Annotated in this window: 16 protein-coding genes; 13 read left to right on the top strand and 3 right to left on the bottom strand. The window is 73.4% G+C overall.

The window, feature by feature from the left end:
* Nucleotides 1-9 precede the first annotated feature (9 nt).
* The 4 genes from E1258_RS01170 (at nucleotide 10) to E1258_RS01155 (ending at nucleotide 7,476) form a co-directional block, all read left to right on the top strand.
* Complete coding sequence (locus E1258_RS01170) at nucleotides 10-1,374, top strand: hypothetical protein (RefSeq protein ID WP_132395975.1); 1,365 nt, start codon at nucleotides 10-12, stop codon at nucleotides 1,372-1,374.
* A 13-nt stretch (nucleotides 1,375-1,387) separates the two neighbouring features.
* On the top strand, nucleotides 1,388-2,893 hold the full coding sequence (locus tag E1258_RS01165; RefSeq protein ID WP_132395973.1) for a vWA domain-containing protein: 1,506 nt from the start codon (nucleotides 1,388-1,390) through the stop codon (nucleotides 2,891-2,893).
* Between the two features lie 30 nt (nucleotides 2,894-2,923).
* Nucleotides 2,924-6,097 (top strand): tubulin-like doman-containing protein, encoded by a 3,174-nt coding sequence (locus E1258_RS01160; RefSeq protein WP_165949594.1) that lies wholly within the window; start codon nucleotides 2,924-2,926, stop codon nucleotides 6,095-6,097.
* Nucleotides 6,098-6,594: 497 nt separating this feature from the next.
* The gene (locus E1258_RS01155; protein ID WP_132395968.1) at nucleotides 6,595-7,476 is read left to right on the top strand and encodes a hypothetical protein; all 882 of its coding nucleotides are present in this window, start codon (nucleotides 6,595-6,597) and stop codon (nucleotides 7,474-7,476) included.
* Between the two features lie 242 nt (nucleotides 7,477-7,718).
* On the opposite strand, the gene E1258_RS01150 is transcribed toward E1258_RS01155, so the two are convergent.
* Both E1258_RS01150 and E1258_RS01140 read right to left on the bottom strand, forming a co-directional pair.
* Nucleotides 7,719-8,399, bottom strand: coding sequence for an SDR family oxidoreductase (locus E1258_RS01150; RefSeq protein ID WP_132395966.1), 681 nt, complete (start codon nucleotides 8,397-8,399; stop codon nucleotides 7,719-7,721).
* Nucleotides 8,400-9,284: 885 nt separating this feature from the next.
* The gene (locus E1258_RS01140) at nucleotides 9,285-10,358 is read right to left on the bottom strand and encodes a LacI family DNA-binding transcriptional regulator (protein WP_007071536.1); all 1,074 of its coding nucleotides are present in this window, start codon (nucleotides 10,356-10,358) and stop codon (nucleotides 9,285-9,287) included.
* Nucleotides 10,359-10,694: 336 nt separating this feature from the next.
* Here E1258_RS01140 and E1258_RS01135 point away from each other — a divergent pair, with 336 nt between their 5' ends.
* From E1258_RS01135 to E1258_RS01105, 7 genes are all read left to right on the top strand, one after another.
* Entirely contained in the window at nucleotides 10,695-13,898 is a 3,204-nt protein-coding gene (locus tag E1258_RS01135) for a glycoside hydrolase (protein WP_132395964.1), read from the top strand.
* Between the two features lie 543 nt (nucleotides 13,899-14,441).
* Nucleotides 14,442-14,744 (top strand): urease subunit gamma, encoded by a 303-nt coding sequence (locus E1258_RS01130; RefSeq protein WP_132396003.1) that lies wholly within the window; start codon nucleotides 14,442-14,444, stop codon nucleotides 14,742-14,744.
* Nucleotides 14,741-15,094 carry an urease subunit beta gene (locus E1258_RS01125; RefSeq protein WP_132395962.1) on the top strand — a complete coding sequence of 118 codons (354 nt, stop codon included), beginning with the start codon at nucleotides 14,741-14,743 and terminating at the stop codon, nucleotides 15,092-15,094. The genes E1258_RS01130 and E1258_RS01125 overlap by 4 nt, the downstream gene beginning before the upstream one ends.
* Nucleotides 15,091-16,794: an urease subunit alpha gene (locus E1258_RS01120; RefSeq protein ID WP_132395960.1), complete on the top strand. Its 1,704-nt coding sequence runs from the start codon at nucleotides 15,091-15,093 to the stop codon at nucleotides 16,792-16,794. Before E1258_RS01125 ends, E1258_RS01120 begins: the two co-directional genes overlap by 4 nt.
* Before the next feature lie 5 nt (nucleotides 16,795-16,799).
* A complete protein-coding gene (locus E1258_RS01115) occupies nucleotides 16,800-17,477 on the top strand; it encodes an urease accessory protein UreF (protein WP_132395958.1) in 678 nt (225 codons plus the stop codon).
* Nucleotides 17,467-18,192, top strand: coding sequence for an urease accessory protein UreG (gene ureG, locus E1258_RS01110; RefSeq protein ID WP_007071531.1), 726 nt, complete (start codon nucleotides 17,467-17,469; stop codon nucleotides 18,190-18,192). Before E1258_RS01115 ends, ureG begins: the two co-directional genes overlap by 11 nt.
* Nucleotides 18,192-18,929, top strand: a complete 738-nt coding sequence (locus E1258_RS01105) for an urease accessory protein UreD (protein WP_165949593.1) — start codon at nucleotides 18,192-18,194, stop codon at nucleotides 18,927-18,929. Before ureG ends, E1258_RS01105 begins: the two co-directional genes overlap by 1 nt.
* Before the next feature lie 33 nt (nucleotides 18,930-18,962).
* Here the strand turns inward: E1258_RS01105 and E1258_RS01100 are convergent, their stop codons facing one another.
* Nucleotides 18,963-19,439, bottom strand: coding sequence for a MarR family winged helix-turn-helix transcriptional regulator (locus E1258_RS01100; RefSeq protein WP_165949592.1), 477 nt, complete (start codon nucleotides 19,437-19,439; stop codon nucleotides 18,963-18,965).
* Nucleotides 19,440-19,536: 97 nt separating this feature from the next.
* On the opposite strand from E1258_RS01100, the gene E1258_RS01095 reads away from it, so the two are divergent.
* Both E1258_RS01095 and urtA read left to right on the top strand, forming a co-directional pair.
* Nucleotides 19,537-20,673 carry a substrate-binding domain-containing protein gene (locus E1258_RS01095; protein ID WP_132395954.1) on the top strand — a complete coding sequence of 379 codons (1,137 nt, stop codon included), beginning with the start codon at nucleotides 19,537-19,539 and terminating at the stop codon, nucleotides 20,671-20,673.
* A 441-nt stretch (nucleotides 20,674-21,114) separates the two neighbouring features.
* Complete coding sequence (gene urtA, locus E1258_RS01090; protein ID WP_132395952.1) at nucleotides 21,115-22,359, top strand: urea ABC transporter substrate-binding protein; 1,245 nt, start codon at nucleotides 21,115-21,117, stop codon at nucleotides 22,357-22,359.
* The last annotated feature ends 54 nt before the right edge of the window (nucleotides 22,360-22,413 follow it).

The raw sequence follows: 22,413 nt of genomic DNA, 5'->3' as shown, positions 1-22,413 counted from the left end.
GACCCACTGATGGACAGCGGAACCGACTACACCGACGTGCCCTTCGAGGAGCTGCTCGCCGCCGTGCTCCGTGCCGACGGGCGCTACGCCGAGGTGTTCCGGGAGCACGTGACAAGGCTCGGTGGGGTCATGCAGGAGGGGCTCCTGACGGCCGCGCTGGACCGGTGCCGGGGCGGCGTTCCCGGCGAGGAGGACGAGATGTGGCAGCGGATCGCCGAACTGTACCGCCGGATGATGTCCCGCCTGGACCGTCGACCGTCCCCGACCGGAGCGGCGGAGCATGCCGGCCCGATGCTGGCCGGCGGCACCGTCGAGGCCGTCGAGGCGGTCGCCGGCCGGGCGGACGTCACGCCCGGCGACGACGAGGCGAACGCCGTCCCGCCGCCGGCTGCGGACCGGACGGTCGAGCCGCCGCGGCCGGACGCGGACGCCTGGCTCGTGCCGGAGTCCCGGCCCGTCGCCCCGGAGATCAGGGAGACCGGCGAACAGGTACGACGGGCCATCGAGCAGGTCTTCGTGGAATTCGCCGACGCGGCGGAGGTGCGCCGCTGGACCGGCGGCCGGCCCGGCCACTCGGGCACCGAACTCGTCGACCGGTGGCGGGCGTTCCACCTGCACCTGCTGCGGCTGCCCCCGGCACTGGAGGCGTTCTGGGCGGCCCGGATGCGGGCCGTCGCCCCGCCGCACTGGTTGGAGCCGGCCGACTCCTGGCAGCGGGTCCCCGCGCCGGCCACGGTGCCCGGCCGGATCCTCGTGCCAGCGTGCGGGCGGTATCCCGGCGTCCTCGCCGACCCGCGGGCACCGAAGCCTGACGGCGTCGCCGTGACCCTGAACGGCAACGAGCCGGGCTACGACCTCGTGGTCGGGCTCGCGCACCAGATGAGCTGGCTGGCCCAGGCCGACGAGTCCGCCCACAGCGCCCGGACCTGGCAGCTCACCCCGTTGCGGGACCCGCACGAGAACGTCGGCTACGCCGATCTGCTCGCCGAGCGGCTGGCGAAGTTCGGCCGGGCCGTCGCCTGGCGGGAAAGGGAGGGGTGCGTCCTGCGTGCCGCCCAGCTCGCCGAGGCGCTGCGGCTCGTCGTGCACCACCCGCTCGTCGCGCCGGACAGCTGGTGGCACCGGCTGCGCGACGAGACCGTCCGGTTCGTGCGGGACGTGGGCGCCGAGCACGCCCCGCGCGTGGTGATCACCGAGATCGCCGGCCGGTACGCCGAGGCGAAGAAGAACGGGCTGACCGAGGGCCGAGACGACGTCCGCCTCACCAGCCAGCCGGAGCAGGACGGGATGGTCCTCGACTGCCTGCGGCCCCATCTGCGCGGCCCCGACATCGGCGACAAGCCCGGCCGGGTCGTGTACGGCGCCACGCACTAGAAGGAGGAGCCCCATGACGAGACGTGCCGTTTGGTCCGTGCTCGCGGTCTGCCTGCTGGTGCTGCTCACCGCCGTGGGCGCGCCCGCCCGCGCGGGGTCGGCCGCCGATCAGGCCGCGCTGCCGGAGGTCCTGCGTGGCCTGCGCGTGGACACCCTGCCCGCCGACTACGTCGTGCTGATCGACGTTTCCGCCTCCATGCAGGACGGCCGGCGGGACCTGTACGCCGCTGCCCGGGCGGCCCTGCGTCCGCTGCTCGGCGGCCTGGCCCCGGTGGACCGGCTGCACCTGATCGCCTTCGCCGAGCGCCCCGATCCCGTCTTCAGCGGCGACATCGGCGCGAACGGCGCCGCCGTCTTGGGCCGGCTGCCGGGCCGCGCCGAGGGCCGGGCCACCGACATCGGCGCGGCGATTGGGGCCGCGTTGCAGATCGTGGAGCAGCCCGACGCGACCGATCCGGCGACGGTCATCATGCTCACCGACGGCGTCCACGACCCGCCGCCGGGGTCGAGGTACGCGTACCCGGGCGGCGACGCCTTCGCCGACCTGCGCAAGCGGGCCCGGGCGGTGGAGCAGCGCCGTTCGGTACGCGCCCTCGGCGTTCCGCTGACCGGGCGCACCGACGTGCGCCTGCTGGACGAGGTCTTCGACGACACGGTGCTGATGGACCTGCCCCCGGAGCAGGTGGGCGACTACCTCGGCCGGGTGGGGGACCGTATCGCGGTGGAGAAGGCGGCGGCGTACGTCTCAAGGGACCGGCTCACCGCGACGATCGCCCTGGAGCCGTCGCCGGTCGTCGTCCGGGACGAGCCCGTCGATCTGGTGGCCCGGGTCCGCAGCACCACCACCCGGGTCCCGCTGACCGTCCGTGACCTGGCCGTCGAGGTGGACGGTCTGCCCGTCACGGGGACGGTCGCCCCGGCACAGGTCACGCTCGACCCGGCCGCGCCCGAGCAGCAGGTCACGATCCGGCTCCGGCCTCAGGCGCTGTCCGGCACCTGGATCGGCGGCGAACGGACCACCACCGGCCAGGTGAGGGTGGTGGGCACGGTGGATTCGCCGTGGCGGGACGTGATCGACCGTGACCTGGGCCTGGACTTCGTCCCGCAGCAGGTGGCCGGGCAGGCGCAGGGGGCGAGGACGGCGAGCGGGATTCCGGTCCGGCTGGTGGTCACGGCGGTGCTCGCGCTGGGTGCGCTGGCCGCGCTGGCGGTGACGCTTCGCCGGCGGCGCTGGAAGCCGATCGGCGGGCACCTGCTGGTGGCCGAGCCGGGGACGGCCGCCCCGTACCGGCAGCGGCTCAGCGGGCGGAAGGTGCGCTTCCCCGCAGCCCACGGCCGAGGCGGAACGCAGGGCACGGGCACGGTCCGGGCCGTCCGGCGACCCCGGACCGTGGGCAGCGGCAGCGAGCTGGTGCTGCACATCGACTACCGCCGCGCGGGCCGCCGCCACCATGTGGTGTGCCGGCCCCGGCAGCCGGTGTCGGCGGCGGACGGCACGACCTTCACCTATCAACCCTGACACAGCCCCACGGCGGACATGGAGGTTACCGTGCTCCCAGCACTGGTTATCGGGCTCGGCGGCACCGGAAGCATCGCCGCCGCCCACCTGAAGCACCGGCTCGCGACCGAGCAGCGTTGGCAGGATCTGCGACGCGACCCCGGCGCGCCGGAGCGGACGGCGGGACGCCCCTACGACTGGCCGGTCCTGCTGCGCGCCCTCGACGTGGACCGTCGCACGCGCCCCCAGGTGGACGGCGTGAGCCTCGACGTCGACACCGAGGACCTGTACCTGGACGGCTCGGTCCGTTCGATGATCGACAAGGTCCGGCAGGGGCGGGACGTCGCGCAGGAGTTCTATCCCACCGTCGTGCCGTGGTTCGGCCCGGAGGACGCCCGGGAGATCCGCGACGACGAGGCCCTGTCGTTCCTGGTGGAGGGCGCCGGGCAGATCCGCTCGTTCGGTCGGCTGGCGTTCTTCTCCGACGTGCTGGGCCCGACACCGGTGACGAAGCGGCTGGAAGACGCGCTGGACCAGCTCACCCTCGTCGACGCGGACAGCATGCCGAACATCTACGTGGTCAGTTCGACGGCGGGCGGCACCGGCGCCGGCATCCTGCTCGACGTTCTCGCGTGCCTGCAGAAGCTGCGGCAGGAGCACGGCGGCGGGTTCACCGTGACGCTGTTCTGCGTGCTCTCCGGCGCGTTCCGGCGTCGGCTGGAGGGGCCGCAGCGCACCCGCAGCGAGGCGAACGGGTACGCGCTGCTGCGCGAGCTGGACCGCCTGATGAACACCGACCGCAGGCACCCGGCCGAGTTCCGCTGGTCGGCGCGCAACCGGCACGAGATGACCGCGGCACCGGCGCAGTACACGTACTTCATCGACGGCCGGCGGTCGCGCTCGTCGGGCCGGCACCTGCCGGCGTACGACGCGGAGTCGGTCTGCCCGGTCGCGGTGGCCGATGCCGTCTACGCGCACCTGCTGCCGACGGTGGGTCCCGCGTTCAGCAGCTACCGGGTCAACGCCAAGAAGTACACGCGCGGGTCGACGGACATCTACTCCACGTTCGGCGTCTACCTGGTCGAGTACGCCTGGGAGCCGGTGATCCGCGGCCTGGTCGACCGGGCCGCGGCCGACGTGCTGGCCGCGCTGCCCACCGCCGCCGCAGACCTGGGCCCGGAGGTGGACCAGTTCCTCTCCGGCGCCACCGACGTGCGCGACGCCGAGGGAGCCCAGCCGCCGCCGGTGTTGCAGGAACTGGACAGCGACCCGGCGCGGGAGGGCCTGCTGGCGCCGTCGTCGACCTGGCTGACCGCGCCCGGCGGTGGCCCCCGCCTGCCGGACCTGCCCAACCTGCGCCTGCCCTTCGAGGACATCCGGCCGATGCGCACCGACCACCAGGGGCAGGTCGTCGTCGACGCCACCCAGGAGACGCTGCGGGTGTTCTGGGGCGGGCAGAACGTGCCGCTGACCCTCAAGACGCAGCAGCAGTGGCACCCGGTGGCCGACCACCATGCCCGGGAGACCGACCGCCAGTGGGGAATCGCCCTGCGCGGCGCGGTGGCCCGGATCATGTCCCGGCGCGACGGCGGCCCGCGCGGCGGCCTGGCCTTCCTGGACCGGGTGCAGCAGCGGCTCGACCTGTTCCGCAGCCGGGTCGAGCAGGCCCCCCGCGCGGATCCCGGGATCGCCAAGGCCGCCCGGGACCAGGCGGAGGGGCGGGTCCGCGAGGACCGGGGCATGTTCCGTGGCCGGCACCAGCTCGCCTACCTGGCGGCCGAACAGTCTCTGCTGACCGCCCACTACCAGCAGGACTGCCAGCTACGGACGCTGCTGATGCTGGAGCGGATGACGCAGACGGTCGCGGTCGTCCGCAAGGAGGCGCAGGGCTGGCGGGACGCGGTGGACGACGCGACGCGCGTCGTGCGCCTGGCCATGGAGGACGTCCGCAACGAGCGGCGGCAGGCCGAGCGCTTTCCGCTGCGTCGCGTGGTGCCCGCCGTCGACGACCACCGCACCGAGGACTGGCTGTACGACCGGTCGGTCGGGGCCGCCGACGGTGACGGCCAACGGCCCCGGTTGTCCGACGTCGGCTCGGCGCTGGCCTGGCGGGTGTCTCTCGCCAATGGCGCGTCGACGCTGGTCCTGGCGTCAGCCTCCGGCCAGTCGGCGTCCGGCCAGTCGGCGTCCGGCCAGTCGGCGTCCGGCCAGTCGGCGTCCGGCCAGTCGGCGTCCGGCCAGTCGGCGTCCGCCGGCCCGGCGGAGACGGTGGTGCGGGCGCTGCGAGACCGGGCCCGCCCGCTGATCGCGCCGCTGCGCCAACTGTCGGTGTTCGAACTGCTGGAGCGGTCCCGGGTGCCGGCCGACGAGCTGGGCCGGGAACTGCTCGACGGCAGCGACTGGCTGGTCAACTACGATGACGAGGAGCACCGCCGGCTGGTCAACCTGGCGCAGGACGACGACGGCGAGCCGCAGCAGCAGGTGTACGCCTTCGCGGCGCTCCCGTCGTCCGGCGCGCCGGGCGCGGCGCTGAGCCGCGAGCTGTGGGCGTTCCTCGGCAAGCAGCGGGTCGACCTGAACGACATCGTCCCCTCCAACGAGGCCGGGGAGCGGCCGGTCACCGACAAGATCGTGCTGTTCGCCTCGCGGCACTCGCTGCGGCTTGCGGCCTTCGACGGCTTCACCGACCTGCGCAGGTCCTACGAGGAGCAGCGGGCCAGCCCGCCGTCGCCGCACGTGATCGCCGAGGAGAAGAACGCGGCAGTGCTGGAGGCGTACTCGGAGAAACTGGTCGGCGACGGCGTCCTGGCCCGGTCGCTGGGCCGGCTCGGTGGGGACCTGCTGCCGCTGTGCCGCGACGCCGACCTGCTCCAGGCCGCGGCCGTGGCGCTGGCGAACGAGCGGCTGTCGCCGATCCTCGCCCCGGATGGCGGCGACCACGTCCTCGGCTGGACCACCCGGTCGCAACGTGGCCGGCCGCACCAGGAGATCGGCGACGAGGCGAGGCTCGGCCTGATCCTGCGTGACCTGGTGGCGCTCTCCACGCGCCTGGCCGAGATCCGCCGGGACGCCGTCCTGGCCGCCGCCGACGAGGCCCGCCGCGACATGGACTGGGAGTACGGCACCCGCCGCTTCTACGCCCTGCCGTCGGCGCACCGGATCGAACCGGAGTTGTGGCACCTGCTCACCGTCGCGGCCCACGTCGCGATCGACCGCCGGTCCTGAGGGCCGGGCCCAACCCTCCGGTGGGGTGGTCGTCGTACCGAGTGCGGCGAGCACCCCACCGGACCTCCTTCCGCTGGAGGAGGCCGGCGTGGGGCAACCGGGGAAGGCGTGACGCGGTCCGCCGGCGGGCCGATCACCGCCGTCCTTGGGAACAACAGCGACGTCGCGGGTGGCGTAGGGATGACCACGACCCCCTCGCCGTCCGGCACCGGGTAGGTGAGCTTGGTCACAGATTCGGTCGGGCGTGGCTCGCCGTTCGTACGCGATGATCGCCCTTGGCGGATTTCCCTTCCCCGCAGCCCGCGTCCCGTCGCCGGGACCATGCGGTCCCCCGGTGCGGCTCGATCAGTTGTTGAACGGAAAGTAGTTCCTCGTCACGTGGCGTGTTTGGCCGAGGCTGGTCGTCGTTCCTCGCCAGCCTTCCCGGTTTGTGCCGCTCACTACCCTGATCGATGATCCAGTGCCTGGGCACCCGTCGACAGTGGTAAGGGCAACATATGAGCAACAATCACCCTCCGTACGGAGGGCAGCCGGATCCGAACGTCACCCCGTGGGGCGGTCCGCCGGCTCAGCCCGCCGGGTATCCCGCGTACGGCCAGCCCGGGTACGGCCAGCCGGGGCCACCCCCGCAGTTCGCCGCTCCCGTTCCGCCGCCGCGGAAGTCGAACCGGGGCCTGATCATCGGGCTGGCGGCCGGGGCCGTGGTCGTCGTCCTCGCGATCTGTGGCGCCGGCATCGGGCTCGCCCTCGTCGGCAACGATGACGACCCCACCCCGAAGGTGTCCGGACCGGCGTCCGTGAGTCCGAGCAACGGCAACCCCCAGCCCGGTACGGACAACTCTGCCGCCCCCGAGCCGTCCGAGTCCGAGGAGCAGCCGGGCAGCAACGACGCGGTGACCGCGCGCTACTCCAGTGACCTGTCCTCCGTCTGCGACGGCAGCCCGATCCTGAACGCGGCGGCCTACAGCGGCCCGTCCGGCGCCAAGGCGTACACCTTCGCGAACTCCATCGAGCGGCCGACGTTCTGGTCGACGAAGTCGGTCAGCTCGGAGAAGCCGTACTACGCGAAGTCGGCCGACTTCGAGTCGGTGTCGGTGGTCGCCTGCCTGAAGGTCAACGAGGGCAGCGAAGGCACCCCCAAGAAGTGCGACTACAAGGACAACTCCGGCAAGCGGGTCAGCATCTCCTACATCTCGTCGCGCTACGCGATGACCTTCTACGCGGCGAAGACCGGGGAGAAGATCGGCGACGGCGGCACCGTCAACGCCCCGGCGAACCGGTGCCCGAGCTTCATCTCGTACAACAAACTCACCATGAGGTCGTACGCCTCGCCGGACAGCGGCACGATCGAGGCGGCCCTGGACAAGTTCCTGTCCTGAGGCGGTTCGGACGAAGCGGGGAGGGACGCAGCGCCGTCCCTCCCCGCTCCCTTGGCGGGTGCCGGCCCCGGTGTGGTCCGGTGGTGTTTGGCTACCCTGCCGCTGATCTCACTGACGGGGTCGTTCGTCTCCGTCGGTGGCGCGAGGATGATCTGGACTGCATCCGGGCCGCCGCCCAGGATTCGCGAATGCCCAACACGTCGTGTCATGCCGCCGACGGTTCGTGGATCAGCCGTGCTCCTTCACGGAGCGTCAGACCTTGACCGGCGAAGTCGGGCGGCGGTGCGCAGCAGTGGGCCGAGTGTGCCAGTCACCGCGGCCATCCGGCGGGGGTAGGACACGATCGCCGGTCGGGTGCGGATGCATCGGATGAGCACGTCGGCGGCCCGGTCTGTGGAGATCTTGAACGGCGTGACCGGGGACTTGGCCATCTTGGTGTCGACGAAGCCGAACCGTACTGCGGTGGCCGGCACGCCGCGGGGTCGCAGGGCGGCGTCCAGGCCGAGCAAGTACGAGGTCAGGCCTGCCTTGGAGGCCGCATAGCCGGGCGCCTGCGCCGAGATCATCGTGTCGGCGAGGCTGGACAGGCCGATCAGGTGGCCGCGGCCGGCGGCGAGCATTCGCGGCACTACCGCCTCGAACGTGCGGGCCGCACCGAGCAGGTTCACCTCCAGCGCCCGGGTCTGGCCGGCCAGGTTCTCACCGAGCGACTCACCGACGCCGGCTGCGTAGACGCACAGGTCGACCTCACCGACCTCGGCGAGCACCGTGGAAAACTCTGGAGAGGTCACGTCCACGACGTGATGCGAGCCGACCGGGGCGGGGCTGCGTGACAGCCCGGTCACCGTCCACCCGTCGGCAAGGAGCCGGCGGGTCAGCGCCAGCCCGATGCCGTCGCTGTTGCCCACGATCACGGCGCGCATGACCCGTGATTCTTGCAGAAAGAAGGGAGGACCGCAGCGCCCGCCCCGGTGCCGATCTCGTCGTGGCCGTCGAAGCACGGTGCCAACGCCCCTGTGGCCGGCTGGGGGAAGGGCGGGTTCGCTGGTAACCGTCTCTTGATTACACGATGCGCCCATCACGGGCAAGTCGTACACCACTCCCGTGGACGCAACCCGTCGAACCTGCGCTACCCATGGGAGAAACCGGCACCACTCAGCGTCTGTCACCCGCCCGCGTCCGGCGAGGGTTTCGGCGCCTCCGCGCAAAGGCCGCCTGCCCCGCCAGCGCACCTAAGTCAGCTGGCGAACATCATTCGCTCCGGTAAGGCGCCAGCGGAGCGCCACGCGTTGACAATCTTCGCGGTGATGGCGCTGGCAGCAGAGTTGAAGTCGCCTCCTCGACGCGCGCCTCCAGTTTTCGTGGGTCGATCGTCACACCCGGTCGAGCCTGCCCTCGAACCCGAACTCGTAACGCACCTCATCCACAGACGCCTGGACCCGGCGTGCGACCACCATCATGCCCACGGGCGCTACTTTCCGAACCTTGAGTAGGCCTCCTCCGTGGGGCCGGGGGTCGATGCCTCTCGACACGCGATTGGCGGCGAGACGAGGCTCTTGTCTGACTAGGTCAGTTCCGGGGAGGCTGGCGATAGGATGCCCACAGAGCCCGGTGGTCGATGTCGGGGGAGCAAACTCCTGGTAGCCGCGGTGGATGTCCCAGCAGGCGAGGAGAAGATCCAGTCCTTGTAGAAGGACAATCGGCCAGCGGCCTGTGGCCGCCGGGGAGGCCGCTGAGGGTGGTGCACCCGGCGGCGCGGTGGACGGCGCCGGCCGGGCCGGGACCGGGCTGGCGGGTGGGTCGCCCGCTCAGCCGCCCGGAGGTGGCGCGGTGCTCTCGCGTACGACCAGGCGGGTGGAGACCAGGGTGGTGCCGGTCTCCGGGGTTCCGGTGCGCACCTGGCGCAGCACCGCCTCGACGCAGCGGCGGCCGACCGCCGCGAAGTCCTGGTGGACGGTGGTCAGCGGTGGGATGAACGCCCCCGCCTCGGCGATGTCGTCGAAGCCCACGACGCTGACGTCGCGGGGCACGACCCGGCCGGAGCCGTGCAGCGCGCGCAGCACCCCGAGGGCCATCTGGTCGTTGGCGACGAAGACCGCCGTGCAGTCCGCCTCGTCGGCCAGTTCGAGGCCGGCACGGTAACCGGACTCGGCCGACCAGTCCCCGTGCCGCACCGGCGGCACCGGGCGGCCGTGCTCCTCCAGCGTCGAACGCCAGGCCAGCGCGCGCCGTTCGGCGGCGTACGACTCCCGTGGCCCTGCCACGTGCCACACCGTGCGGTGGCCCAGATCGAGCAGGTGGTGCACGGCCTGCCGGGCACCGTCGGCCTGGTCGGTGTCGACGACGCGGTAGCGGTCGCCCGCATCGGAGTCGACCACGACGACATGCACCCCCGGCGGGACGGCGACGGTCGCCGCGTCGAGCAGGTGCACCTCCATGATGACGATGACCGCGTCGACGGCGAGTTCGCCGAGCCGGGTGAAGGCCCCGAGCAGGCGGTCCTGGGTGGGGGCCCCGACGGGGATGAGTGTGATCACGTAGCCGGCGTCGGCGGCGTGGGTGGCGATCGCCTCCAGGGTGCGGCTGTTGCCGGTGCTCGACAGGGTGAACAGGATGACGCCGATGGTGCGGAACTCGCCGTACTTGAGCGCGCGGGCGGCGCTGTTGGGGCGGTAGCCGAGCTGCCGCATCGCGGCGAGGACCTGTTCGCGGGTGGTGCCGACGACGCCGGGGTGGCCGGTCGAGACGCGGGAGACGGTCTGCGAGGACACGCCGGCCAGCCGTGCCACGTCGGCCATCGAGACGCCCCGCCGCCGGCCGGGGCGGGGACGGCCGGCGCCGGGCGGCTCCTGCGCGGCCCCGTCGGGCCCGGACGGACTCATTCCGCCTGGCTCCTCTCGCCCCCGGCCGGCGGTCAGTGCTTCCCGGCCCGATCCATCTCCGCCGCCGTGTTCGCGCGGCGCAGCCCAGTATGCCGACCATGCTTGACGGGTTACCGGCCGACTGGCAGCATCGCAGCACTCGATGTTTACGTAAACATCGAGGTGTACGACCTTTCGCCGGCAGGCCCCGGTGCGGGGCTCGCCGCGCACCGCCCAGCCGGCGCGCCCCGGCCCCCGGCAGCCAGCACCGCCACCGCCTCACCGCCACCGCCTCACCACCGCCTCACCACCGCCTCACCACCGCCTCACCACCGCCTGTCGGAGGAGACCGTCCACATGAGCAGACACCCGTCCCGCCGGGGGGTGGCCGCCGCGATCACAGCGGCCGTCGTCGCCCTCGGCGTTGCCGCCGCGCCCGCCGCCGCGCCCGCCGCCGCGCCCGTGCCCGGGGCCGCCGTAGCCGCCGGGGCCGCATCGCCGGTGGTCACCGTCCGCCCCGATCCGTCCTATCAGGGGCAGACGTTCGAGGGATGGGGCACCAGCCTGGTCTGGTTCGCCAACGCCACCGGCGGCTACCCGGAGGAGATCCGGCAGCGGCTGGCCGACCTGGTCTTCGGCGAGCAGGGACTCAACCTGAACATCGCCCGCTACAACATCGGCGGCGGCAACGCCCCCGACGTCCCCGCCTACCTGCGCCCCGGCGGGGCGGTGCAGGGCTGGTGGCGGGCGCCCGAGGGCACCACCCGCGCCGACACCGACTGGTGGGACCCGGAGAACCCGGCGCACTGGAACTGGGACGCCGACCGGACCCAGCGCTGGTGGGTCGACCAGATCAAGGGCGACGTCACCCGCTGGGAAACCTTCAGCAACTCGCCGCCCTGGTTCCAGACCGTCAGCGGGTACGTCTCGGGCGGCCTCGACTCCAGCGCCGACCAGATCCGCGCCGACCGCGTCGACGACTTCGCCACGTACCTGGTCCGGGTCACCCAGCACATGGAGGACGCACACGGCATCACCGTCGACACGATCGACCCGCTCAACGAGCCGAACACCACCTACTGGGGGACCCGGCTGGGCGCCGACGGCAACCCGGTGGGCGGCCGGCAGGAGGGCGCGCACGCCGGCCCGGCCCTGCAACAACAGGTGATCCGGGCGCTCGCGGCCGAGCTGCGTGCCGCCGGCAGCGACACCGTCGTGTCCGCCATGGACGAGACCAACCCCGGCATGTTCGCCACGAACTGGAACGCCTACCCCGACGACGTACGCGACCTCGTCGCCCAGCTCAACGTGCACACCTACGGCACGGGCCAGCGCACCACCGCCCGGGACATCGCCAAGGGCGAGGACAAGCCGTTGTGGATGAGCGAGGTCGAGGGCTCCTGGGGCAACGGGCACAGCCTCACCAGCATGGCCCCCGGCCTCGGGATGGCCCGGCACATGGTCGACGACCTGCGCGAGCTGGAACCGTCTGCGTGGCTGTTCTGGCAGCCGGTCGAGGACTACGACAACATGAAGCCGGGCGGCGAGTTCCCTCAGGGCTCCAACTGGGGCAGCATCCAGCTTCCGTTCGACTGCACGGCCGCCGACACCCTGCAGACCTGCCCGATCTACACGAACACCAAGTTCGACACGGTACGCAACTTCACCCACCACATCCGCCCCGGCGACCGGCTCGTCGCCGTAGACGACACCTCCAGCGTCGCCGCCGTCTCCGTTGGCAGGCGGGCCACGGTCGTGCACGTCAACGACGGCACCACCGCCCGTACCGTGCAGCTCGACCTGTCGGCGTTCGGCTCGGTGGCCGCGAACGCGTCCGTGACCCCGGTCGTCACCAGCGCGGACGGGGCGCTGCGGCGCGGTGCCCCGGTCGCCGTGCGTGGTCGCACCGCCCGGCTGGAGGTGCCCGCCCAGTCGGTGACGACGTTCCTCGTCACCGGCGTCTCCGGGGTCGCCCGGGACGCGGCGCTCGTGCGCGACGGCCACGTCTACCGGCTCAAGGGCGTGCAGAGCGGTCGGTCCCTCACCCCGGCCGGTGGCACCAGCTCCGGCGCGGTGATCCGCACGACCGACGTGGCCAGCGCCGCCCAACTGTGGCGCTTCACCCGGCTCGCCGGGGGCAACGGCAACCGGGCCCGGTACGCCGTCACCACCGCCGACGGCACCCGCCAGCTCGCCGTCGTCGACCAGGCCGTCACCCTCGTCCCCGCCGTGGCCGCGCCCGCCCCGCCGGCACAGTGGATTCTGTCCACCACCGGCGACGGCACGTACACCCTGGTCAACGTCGACTCCCGGCGGCTGCTGGAGGTCGGCGGCCAGGCCACCGCAGACGGCGCGGCGGTCACCACGTGGCTGGCCAACTCGGGGACCAACCAGCGCTGGCAGGTCGTCGACGAGACGGTCCTCGGCATCGAGCCCACCGAGGCGTTCACCGTCCCGGGCACCGCCCCGGCGCTGCCGGACACCGTCGTGCCGATCCACCGCGACGGCGCCCGGGGGACACTGCCGGTCACCTGGCGGATGCCCGCCGCGTCGGCCTGGAAGCGGCCGGGCACGGTGCGGGTCACCGGGCGGGCCACCGACGCCCTCGGCCGTACCCACTCCACCCGGGCGACGGTCGTGGTCGACACCCTCGTGTCGACCAAGCCCACCCGGGCGAAGGCCGCCGCCGGCGGCGAGCCGAAGCTGCCGGCCACGGTCACCGCGGTGGCCCGGCGGGGCGCGACGGTGCAGCGTCCGGTGCTCTGGCAGCCGCCGCCGGCCGGCGCGTTCGACTCGCCCGGCGTCGTCACCCTCGCCGGGCAGGCCGACGCCGGGGATGGACGTACCCTCGCGGCGAGCGTGCGGGTCCAGGTGACCCAGCCGGTCGAGGAGCGGACGACCCCGGCCGACGTCGCGGCCACCTTCACCGAACCCGGCTACTCGCCGGAGGGCCTGGCCAACGGCGTCCTGACGGACAAGGCCTGGTCGAACTGGAGGTCGGGGACGAAGAACGCCTCCGACACGCTCACCGTCACCCTGCCGGAGCGCCGGACGCTCACCCGGGTCGTCACCCACTTCTACCGAGACGGCTCGGACAGCTACGCCGAGAGTCTGCGGGTGCAGGTCCGCGACCCGCAGGGCGGTTGGGTCGACGCCGGAGGACCGGTGAGCGTCCCGGCCGGCACGGTGAGCGCACCCTCCGTCGACGTGGCGGTGCCCGCCGCGACGGACGCGGTCCGGGTGGTGCTCGCGGCGCACCCGAACCGGCACATGACGGTCAGCGAGATCGAGGTCTTCGCCGCCGCGCCCGGGACGTCGTCGGACGCGTCCGCCGCCGGCATCGCGCTCGACGGGGTGGCGCTGGCCGGCTTCGACCCGGAGAAGCTGTCGTACACCGTGGCCCGGCGCGGCAAGCTGCCGTGCGTCACCGCCGTGGCCACCGACCCGTACGCCACCGTCGTGGTGCGCCAGCCGAGGGCCGGCAACCGGACGGCGACCGTGTCGGTGACCAGCGAGGACGGCTCGCGCTCGCGCACCTACACCGTGCACATTCGGCGCTGACCGCCGGCCGGCGGCGGGCGACGAGCGGGCCGCCAGGTGCCGGCGGGGAGCGGGGGACGGGCAGGCGTCCGTCCCCCGCCTCCGGCACCAGGCGCAGGATCGTCCGCCCCTCGCCGGCCGGGCCGTACCTCTGGTCGAACAGCCGGCCCGGCTGGGTGTCGAGGATGCGCACCGCCGGCCGCTGCGGCGCAGCCGCCCGACGAACGCCTTCCGGCCGAAGCTCGGGTGTTCGCGCACCCGGGCCCGCGCTGACTCTCGCCCTGCCGCCGACGTGCCTGGTCCGGGCCGCCGGTGACCCGCGCCGCATCGCAGGGCCGTTGCCACCGTGCCGGCGATCCTCTACGGTCTGGTCAGCGGTTGGCGGTGCGGTCCGTTCCCAGCCCCCCACACCGCTGCGCGGCCGTAGGATCGGGCCGGGGCCGGTGGGGGCCCCGGGGCGACCCGCCGGCGGCCGGCAGCGGTCACGTGTGACCCCCTTCGTCCGGTGCCCGTCGACGCGTGCCGTGGCTGCGGGAGGTGCACGCCGGACCGCCGGAGGTTTCCGTGTTCCTCAGCCCCCACGAGCAGGATCGCCTGCTCGTGCACGTCGCGGCGGACGTCGCCCGCCGCCGCCGCGAACGCGGCCTGCGCCTGAACTATCCCGAAGCCGTCGCCCTGATCACCGCCTTCCTGCTGGAGGGCGCGCGCGACGGTCGGTCGGTTGTGGACCTGATGTCGGCCGGTCGCGGCGTGCTCGGTCGCGACGACGTGCTCGACGGGATCCCCGAGATGCTGAAGGAGGTGCAGGTGGAGGCGACGTTCCCGGACGGCACCAAGTTGGTGACGGTGCACCACCCGATCCCGTGATCCCCGGGGAGGTCCTGCCCGGCGACGGCCCGGTCGAGATCAACGCCGGCCTGCCGGTGACCACCCTGCTCGTGGTCAACACCGCCGACCGGCCGATCCAGGTCGGCTCGCACTACCATTTCGCCGAAACCAACCCCGGCCTGCGCTTCGACCGGGACGCCGCGTACGGTCAGCGGCTCGCCGTGCCCGCCGGGACGTCCGTGCGGTTCGAACCCGGCGTCAGCCGCCGGGTGGAGCTGGTGCCGCTGGGCGGGGCCCGGATCGTCGCCGGCCTGCGCGGCGAGGTCGCCGGCCCGCTGGATGCAACCCAGGTCGTCGCCGGAGCGCCGGACGGGGGGTCGGACCGGTGAGCGAGCTGGACCGCCGGCGCTACCTCGACCTGTACGGGCCCACCACGGGCGACCGGATCCGGCTCGCCGACACCGACCTGCTGATCGAGGTGGAGGTCGACCACTGCGCCGGCGGCGACGAGGTGGTCTTCGGCGGCGGCAAGGTGATCCGGGAGTCGATGGGCCAGTCCCGGGCCACCCGCGCCGAGGGCGCGCTCGACACGGTGATCACCGGCGCGGTGGTGCTGGACCACTGGGGCGTGGTCAAGGCCGACGTCGGGCTGCGCGACGGCCGGATCGTCGCGCTCGGCCGGGCCGGCAACCCGGACACGATGCCGGGCGTGCACCCGGACCTGGTGATCGGCCCGGCGACCGAGGTGATCGCCGGCAACGGGCGCATCCTCACCGCCGGGGCCGTGGACACGCACGTGCACCTCATCTGCCCCCAGCTCGTGCAGGAGGCGCTGACCAGCGGGATCACCACCATAGTCGGCGGGGGCACCGGCCCGGCCGAGGGCACCCGCGCCACCACGGTCACCCCGAACGCCTGGCACCTGGCCCGGATGCACGAGGCGCTGGACGCGTTCCCGGTCAACGTGCTGCTGCTCGGCAAGGGCAACACCGTCTCCGGCGAGGCGCTGTGGGAGCAGCTACGCGCTGGCGCGGGCGGCTTCAAGCTGCACGAGGACTGGGGGACCACTCCGGCGGCCATCGACGCCTGCCTGCGGGTGGCCGACGCCTCCGGCGTGCAGGTGTCGATCCACACCGACACCCTCAACGAGGCCGGGTTCGTCGCCGACACGCTGCGCGCGATCGCCGGCCGGGCGATCCACTCGTACCACACGGAGGGGGCGGGTGGCGGCCACGCGCCGGACATCATCACCGTCGCCAGCGAGCCGAACGTGCTGCCGTCGTCGACGAACCCGACCCGCCCGTACACGCGCAACACCCTCGCCGAGCACCTCGACATGCTGATGGTCTGTCATCACCTCAACCCGTCGGTGCCGGAGGACCTCGCGTTCGCCGAGAGCCGCATCCGCCCGTCGACGATGGCCGCCGAGGACCTGCTGCACGACCTCGGCGCGATCTCCATCATCGGCTCGGACGCGCAGGCGATGGGGCGCATCGGCGAGGTGATCACCCGGACCTGGCAGAGCGCCCACGTGATGAAGCGGCGGGTGGGTGCGCTGCCCGGCGACGGGCGCGCCGACAACCACCGGGCCCGCCGCTACGTCGCCAAGTACACCATCTGCGCGGCGATGGCCAACGGGCTGGAGCGCGAGGTGGGGTCGGTGGAGCCGGGCAAGCTCGCCGACCTGGTGCTGTGGGACCCGGCCTTCTTCGGCGTACGCCCGCACCTGGTGCTCAAGGGCGGCATGATCGCGTACGCGCAGATGGGTGACGCCAACGCCTCGATCCCGACGCCGCAGCCGGTGCTGCCCCGGCCGATGTTCGGCGCGTACGGCGTCGTGCCGGCGGCGACCAGCGTCGCGTTCGTGGCCCCGGCGGCGCTGGAGGCGGGGCTCCGCCTCGACGTGCGCCGGCCGCTGGTGCCCGTGGCCGACGTGCGGTCGCGGGGCAAGGCCGACCTGCCCGAGAACGGGGCCATGCCGCGCATCGAGGTCGACCCGGACACCTTCACCGTGCGCATCGACGGCGTGGTGGTCGAGCCGGACCCGGTGCCGGAGCTGCCCATGGCCCAGCGCTACCACCTGTTCTGACGTCGATGACGAGCATGCTGCTCCTGCTCGCCGACGGGCGGTTCCCGGCGGGCGCGCACGCCCACTCCGGTGGGCTGGAGGCCGCCGTCGCCGCCGGGCTGGTCACCGACCTGGCCTCGCTGCGCGGCTTCCTGGTCGGCCGGCTGGCCACCGGCGGGCTGGTCGGGGCCGCGTTCGCGGTGGCGGCGCACCGGGCGGCGGTGGACGGGGACGCCCGCACCGCGCTGGCCCGGCTCGACGCCGAGCTGGACGCCCGGACGGCCGCCCCGGCGCTGCGTGCGGTCTCCCGCCGGCAGGGCCGGGCCCTGCTGCGCGCCGGGCGGGCGCTGTGGCCGGGCGGGCCGTTCGCCGCCCTGCCGGCCGACCCGACCGGGCCCCACCAGCCGCTGGTGCTCGGGCTGGTCGGATCGGCCGCCGGCCTCGACCCGGCCGAGCTGGCCACCGCCGCCGCGTACGGGTCGGTGACCGGCCCGGCCAGCGCGGCGGTGCGGCTGCTCGGCCTCGACCCGTACCGGGTGCACGGGCTGCTCGCCGCCCTGACGGCCGACGTCGACGCCACTGCGGCGCGGGCGGTGGCCGCCGCCGAGGCGCCGCCGCAGTGGCTGCCGGCCGCCTCGGCTCCCCTCAGCGACATCCATGCCGAAGTCCACACCACCTGGGAGGTGCGTCTCTTTGCGTCCTGAATCCATTCCCGTGACCTCGTCGCACGACGAGGACGTCCCCCACACCCATCCGGAGCCGGGGGTCGACCCGCACGCTCCGCTGCCGCCGGTCGCCCGGCCACTGCGCGTCGGCATCGGCGGGCCGGTCGGCTCGGGCAAGACCGCCCTGGTCGCCGCGCTGTGCCGGGCCTTCGCCACCGAGCTGCGGCTCGGCGTCGTCACCAACGACATCTACACCACCGAGGACGCGGACTTCCTGCGCCGGGCCGGGGTGCTCGACCCGACCCGGATCCGGGCGGTGGAGACGGGCTGCTGCCCGCACACGGCGATCCGCGACGACATCGGGGCGAACCTCGACGCGATCGACGAGCTGGTCGAGGCGGTCGGTCCGCTGGACCTGGTGCTCGTGGAGAGCGGCGGGGACAACCTGACCGCCACGTTCAGCCGGGGCCTGGTCGACCGGCAGATCTTCGTGGTCGACGTGGCCGGCGGCGACAAGGTGCCGCGCAAGGGCGGGCCCGGGGTCACCGCCGCCGACCTCCTGGTGATCAACAAGACCGACCTGGCGCCGATGGTCGGCGCGGACCTCGACGTGATGGACCGCGACGCCCGGGCCCGCCGGGGTGACCTGCCGACGGTCTTCCTGTCCATCGTCGGCGACCCGGAGGCGACGCGGGTGGCCGGGTGGATCCGGCACGAACTGGCCCACCACCGGTCCGCCGTGGCCGTCGGCTGATGCGCGCGCGGGCCCGGGTGGTGGCACGGGCCGACGGTCGCGGCGGGACCCGCGTCGCGGAGCTGCGCGGCGAGTCGCCGTTGCTGCTGCGATCGACCACCGCCGAGGGCGGTGTCGCCACGGTGTACGTCGTGGGTGGCGCGGCCGGGCCGCTCGGCGGCGACGACCTGCTGCTGGAGGTGGAGGTGGGCCCCGGCGCGGCGTTGCGCGTGGGCAGTGTCGCCGCCTCGGTGGCGCTGCCGGGCCGGCCCGCCGCGGTGTCGCGGATGCGGGTGCACGCCGTGGTGCACGCCGGGGCCACGCTGCACTGGGTACCGGAGCAGCTCGTCGCGGCGGCCGGCTGCGACCACGTCGCCGAGTCGCGGGTCGAGCTGGCCGCAGGGGCCCGGCTGACCTGGCGGGACGAGCTGATCTGCGGCCGGTACGGCGAGTCGCCGGGCGACGCCGTCGTGCGGACCTCGGTCGACCACGCCGGCCGGCCGCTGCTGCGCCAGTCGATGGCGGTCGGCCCGTCCGCGCCCGGCTGGGCGGGGTCCGCCGTGCTCGGCGGCGCCCCGGCGACCGGGTCGCTGCTGCTGGTGGAGCCGGACGGTCCGGCCAGGCCCGGGGCGCGGCCGGTGACCGGCGACGACGGGGGGTCGGTGGCCTGGCTGCCGCTGGCCGGCGGCCCGGCGACGCTGATCACCGCCACTGCCGCCGCCGCGCACACCCTGCGGGAACGGCTCACACCGGCCTGAGCGGGTCGCGGGGTGCCGCGCTGCCTGCGGGCGTCAGCGGGCCGCGACGCGGACGCGGGCCCCGGCCGCCGCGCCGACCGGGCGGCGGCCGGAGCCCAGCCGGTCGACCAGCGCGGACAGCGCCCCGGCCAGGGCCGCGTCGTCGTCGGTGGTGAGGACGCCCAGGTCCGTCCGGACGAGGGCGTCGAGGCGTTCCTGTTCGCGCCGGCCCCGGGCGGTCAGGTACGCGCGGATGCGCCGCCGGTCCTGCGGGTCGATCCGCCGGTAGACCAGGTTCTGGTCGACGAGCTGGTCGATCAGCTTGGTCAGTGTCCCCGGCGGCAGGGACTCCTCGGTGGCGACCTCGCTCATCGGGTGCCCCTGCCCGTCGGCGAGCAGGCACAGCACCCGCCACGCCTCCACGGAGAGGCCCTCGGTGGCCAGGAGCGCGCCGACGCGCCGCGCGAGCAGCCGCTCGGCACGGGTCAGCGCACGCAGCAGGTCGACGGGCGTCGCGGGCGCCTCGGACATGACCCTCCCCCGTTCGGTGGGGCTGCCATCGTACCGAAAAGGTCCCGCATCGTGACCGGGTCTGGTGTGGGCACCGGCCGGCGGCAATCATGTCGTCATGTCCGTGCCGGCAGGGCGTCCGGCTGGTGCGCCGCATCCCCAGCCGGGGCAGACGCTCGACGTCCCCGCGCCCTGGCTCACCGTGGACCAGTCGGTGGTCAGCGTCGCGCTGGTCTACCCCATGCGGGGGCCCGCCGGGATGTTCGGCCCGACCTGTGAGCTCTGCGCCCAGCTGGCGGTGGAGGAGATCAACCGCGACGGCGGGGTGCTCGGCCGCGAGCTGCGGCTGGTGCCTGTCGACGGCGGCACCCACCCGGTCGAGGTGGCCGCCGAGGTGGAGGCGCTGGTGTCGACCGGCGCGGTGCAGGGGGTCACCGGCTGGCACATCTCCTCGGTGCGGCAGGCGGTGGCGCCGCGCGTCGCCCACCGGGTGCCGTACGTCTACACGGCGCTCTACGAGGGCGGCGAGCGCACCGAGGGGGTTTTCCTGACCAGCGAGACGCCCGACGCGCAGCTCTGGCCGGCAATGCGGCTGTTGGCCCGCGAGCAGGGCGTGCGCCGCTGGTACGTGGTGGGCAACGACTACGTGTGGCCTCGCCGCACGGCCCGCGCCGCCCAGCGGTACGCGCTGCGCAGCGGGGCGCGGGTGTGCGGGCAGTGGTTCCTGCCGCTGGACGCCCACGACTTCGGTCCCGTCCTGCGTGCCGTCGAGCAGTCCGAGGCCGACGGGGTGCTGATGCTGCTGGTCGGCGCGGACGCGGTCCGGTTCAACCGGGCGTTCGCCCGCAGCGGCCTGGACCAGCGCTGCCTGCGGCTGAGCACCCTGATGGACGAGAACATGCTGCTGGCCAGCGGTGCGGGCGCGACCCGCCGGCTGTACAGCACGGCCGGGTTTTTCGCCGGCCTGGTCACCCGGGAGAACCTCGACTTCCACGGCGCGTACGCCCGCCGGTTCGGCGTGGAGGCGCCGCCGCTGGGCAGCCTGGGTGAGTCCTGCTACGAGGGTGTGATGCTGCTGGCGGCGCTTATCGCGCGGGCCCGGACCCTGGACGTGCGGGCGATCGGGGCCGCCGCCGACGCGGTGTCGTACCAGGGGCCGCGGGGCGAGCTGCGGTTGCGGCGTCGGCACGTGCGCCAGCGGATCTACCTGGCCGAGGCCGACGGGCTCGACTTCGCGGTGCTGGCCGAGCTGTAGGCGCGCTTGACAGCCGGCCGGGGGGCCCCGCTAAAATTCCTTCACGCAGGAAGTAACTGGCCCGCCGAACGTCTCGCCGAAATGGCGTCCCGGCGCGCAGGCGACCGTTCTGTCGTATTCTCGGTGTAAGCCGCCGTCATTTTCGTGAACGCTCCGGAAATGGCGGCGGCTTTTCGTGTTCGGCCCCCGCTGACCTGGGCCGTCCAGGCCGTTCGGGAAACAGGCAATTAAAGGCCGGGAAACGTGGATGCAATGAATTGAGTTGAGGCTTTGCCCTGCCGAAGTCCATGCGGATGATCGGCCGGCGTCCCACCCGCCGGCTGGCCCTCCCGCCCGATGTGACACCTGTGACCGCACCGCTCAACCAATCACCAATGGCAATGCAGCCCGGCCCGGAAGGGCCGGTGGTCGTCGCTCCACGCATACCGCAGGGGAGATTGCATGTCACTGTTTCGGGGCCGCCGTATCCTGGCCGGCGCCATGGCCCTCATCGCCGCGTCCGCGCTGGCCGCGTGCGGCAGCAAGACCTCCGACAACACGTCCGGCACGGGCGTCAGCGCCGACGTCTCGGGCGACACCGTCAAGGTTGGCCTGCTCAACTCGCTCTCCGGCACGATGGCCATCAGCGAGGTCACCGTCCGCGACTCGATCATGCTGGCCGTGGAGGAGATCAACGCGGCCGGAGGTGTCCTCGGCAAGAAGATCGTGCCGGTCGGCGAGGACGGCGCCTCGGACTGGCCGACCTTCGCCGAGAAGGCCGAGAAGCTCATCTCCGAGGACCGCGTCGCCGCCGTCTTCGGCTGCTGGACCTCCGCCAGCCGCAAGGCCGTCAAGCCGGTGTTCGAGAAGAACAAGGCGCTGCTGTTCTACCCGGTTCAGTACGAGGGCCTGGAACAGTCGCCGTACATCTTCTACACCGGCGCGACGACCAACCAGCAGATCGTTCCCGGCCTGGACTATCTCAAGGCGCAGGGCAAGAAGTCGGTCTACCTCGTGGGCAGCGACTACGTCTTCCCCCGGACGGCCAACAAAATCATCAAGGCGTACGCGAAGGCCAACGGGATGACCGTCCTGGGCGAGGACTACGCCCCGCTCGGCTCCACCGAGTTCGGCACCATCGTCAACAAGGTGAAGTCGGCGAAGGCCGACGCGGTGTTCAACACGCTCAACGGCGACAGCAACGTGGCGTTCTTCAAGGAGTACACCTCCGCCGGGCTCAACGCCGCCAGCATGCCCGTGGTGTCCGTGTCGATCGCCGAGGAGGAGGTCAAGGGCATCGGCACCCAGTACCTCAAGGACCAGCTCACGGCCTGGAACTACTACCAGACCACCCCCGGCGGGGTGAACGCGAAGTTCGTCGCCGCGTACAAGGCGAAGTACGGCGCGGACAAGCCCACCAGCGACCCGATGGAGGCCGCGTACGTCGCCGTGTACCTGTGGAGGGCGATGGTCACCAAGGCCGGCTCCTTCGAGGTGGAGAAGGTCCGTGCCGCCGCCGACGGCATCACCTACGAGGCCCCCGAGGGCCTGGTCACCGTGGACGGCCCGACCCAGCACATCGCCAAGACCGCCCGGATCGGAAAGGTCGGCGCGGACGGGCTGATCACCGAGGTGTGGAACTCCGGCCAGCCGATCAAGCCGGACCCGTACCTCAAGAGCTACCCCTGGGCGACCGGCCTGAGCTGACCAACCGGCCCGGGCGGCCCCGCCGCCGCCCGGGCCCCACCCTCTTCGGAGCTA

This window comes from Micromonospora sp. KC207, from assembly GCF_004348615.1.
Classification (GTDB): domain Bacteria; phylum Actinomycetota; class Actinomycetes; order Mycobacteriales; family Micromonosporaceae; genus Micromonospora.
Note: the sequence above shows the minus strand (reverse complement) of the source record. Positions and strands in the feature narration are given on the sequence as shown.

Coding starts and splice junctions, on each gene's coding strand:
- E1258_RS01170 (WP_132395975.1), top strand. CDS start 10: ATGGACAGCGGAACCGACTACACCGACGTGCCCTTCGAGGAGCTGCTC.
- E1258_RS01165 (WP_132395973.1), top strand. CDS start 1,388: ATGACGAGACGTGCCGTTTGGTCCGTGCTCGCGGTCTGCCTGCTGGTG.
- E1258_RS01155 (WP_132395968.1), top strand. CDS start 6,595: ATGAGCAACAATCACCCTCCGTACGGAGGGCAGCCGGATCCGAACGTC.
- E1258_RS01150 (WP_132395966.1), bottom strand. CDS start 8,399: ATGCGCGCCGTGATCGTGGGCAACAGCGACGGCATCGGGCTGGCGCTG.
- E1258_RS01140 (WP_007071536.1), bottom strand. CDS start 10,358: ATGAGTCCGTCCGGGCCCGACGGGGCCGCGCAGGAGCCGCCCGGCGCC.
- E1258_RS01135 (WP_132395964.1), top strand. CDS start 10,695: ATGAGCAGACACCCGTCCCGCCGGGGGGTGGCCGCCGCGATCACAGCG.
- E1258_RS01115 (WP_132395958.1), top strand. CDS start 16,800: ATGACGAGCATGCTGCTCCTGCTCGCCGACGGGCGGTTCCCGGCGGGC.
- E1258_RS01105 (WP_165949593.1), top strand. CDS start 18,192: ATGCGCGCGCGGGCCCGGGTGGTGGCACGGGCCGACGGTCGCGGCGGG.
- E1258_RS01100 (WP_165949592.1), bottom strand. CDS start 19,439: ATGTCCGAGGCGCCCGCGACGCCCGTCGACCTGCTGCGTGCGCTGACC.
- E1258_RS01095 (WP_132395954.1), top strand. CDS start 19,537: ATGTCCGTGCCGGCAGGGCGTCCGGCTGGTGCGCCGCATCCCCAGCCG.
- urtA (WP_132395952.1), top strand. CDS start 21,115: ATGTCACTGTTTCGGGGCCGCCGTATCCTGGCCGGCGCCATGGCCCTC.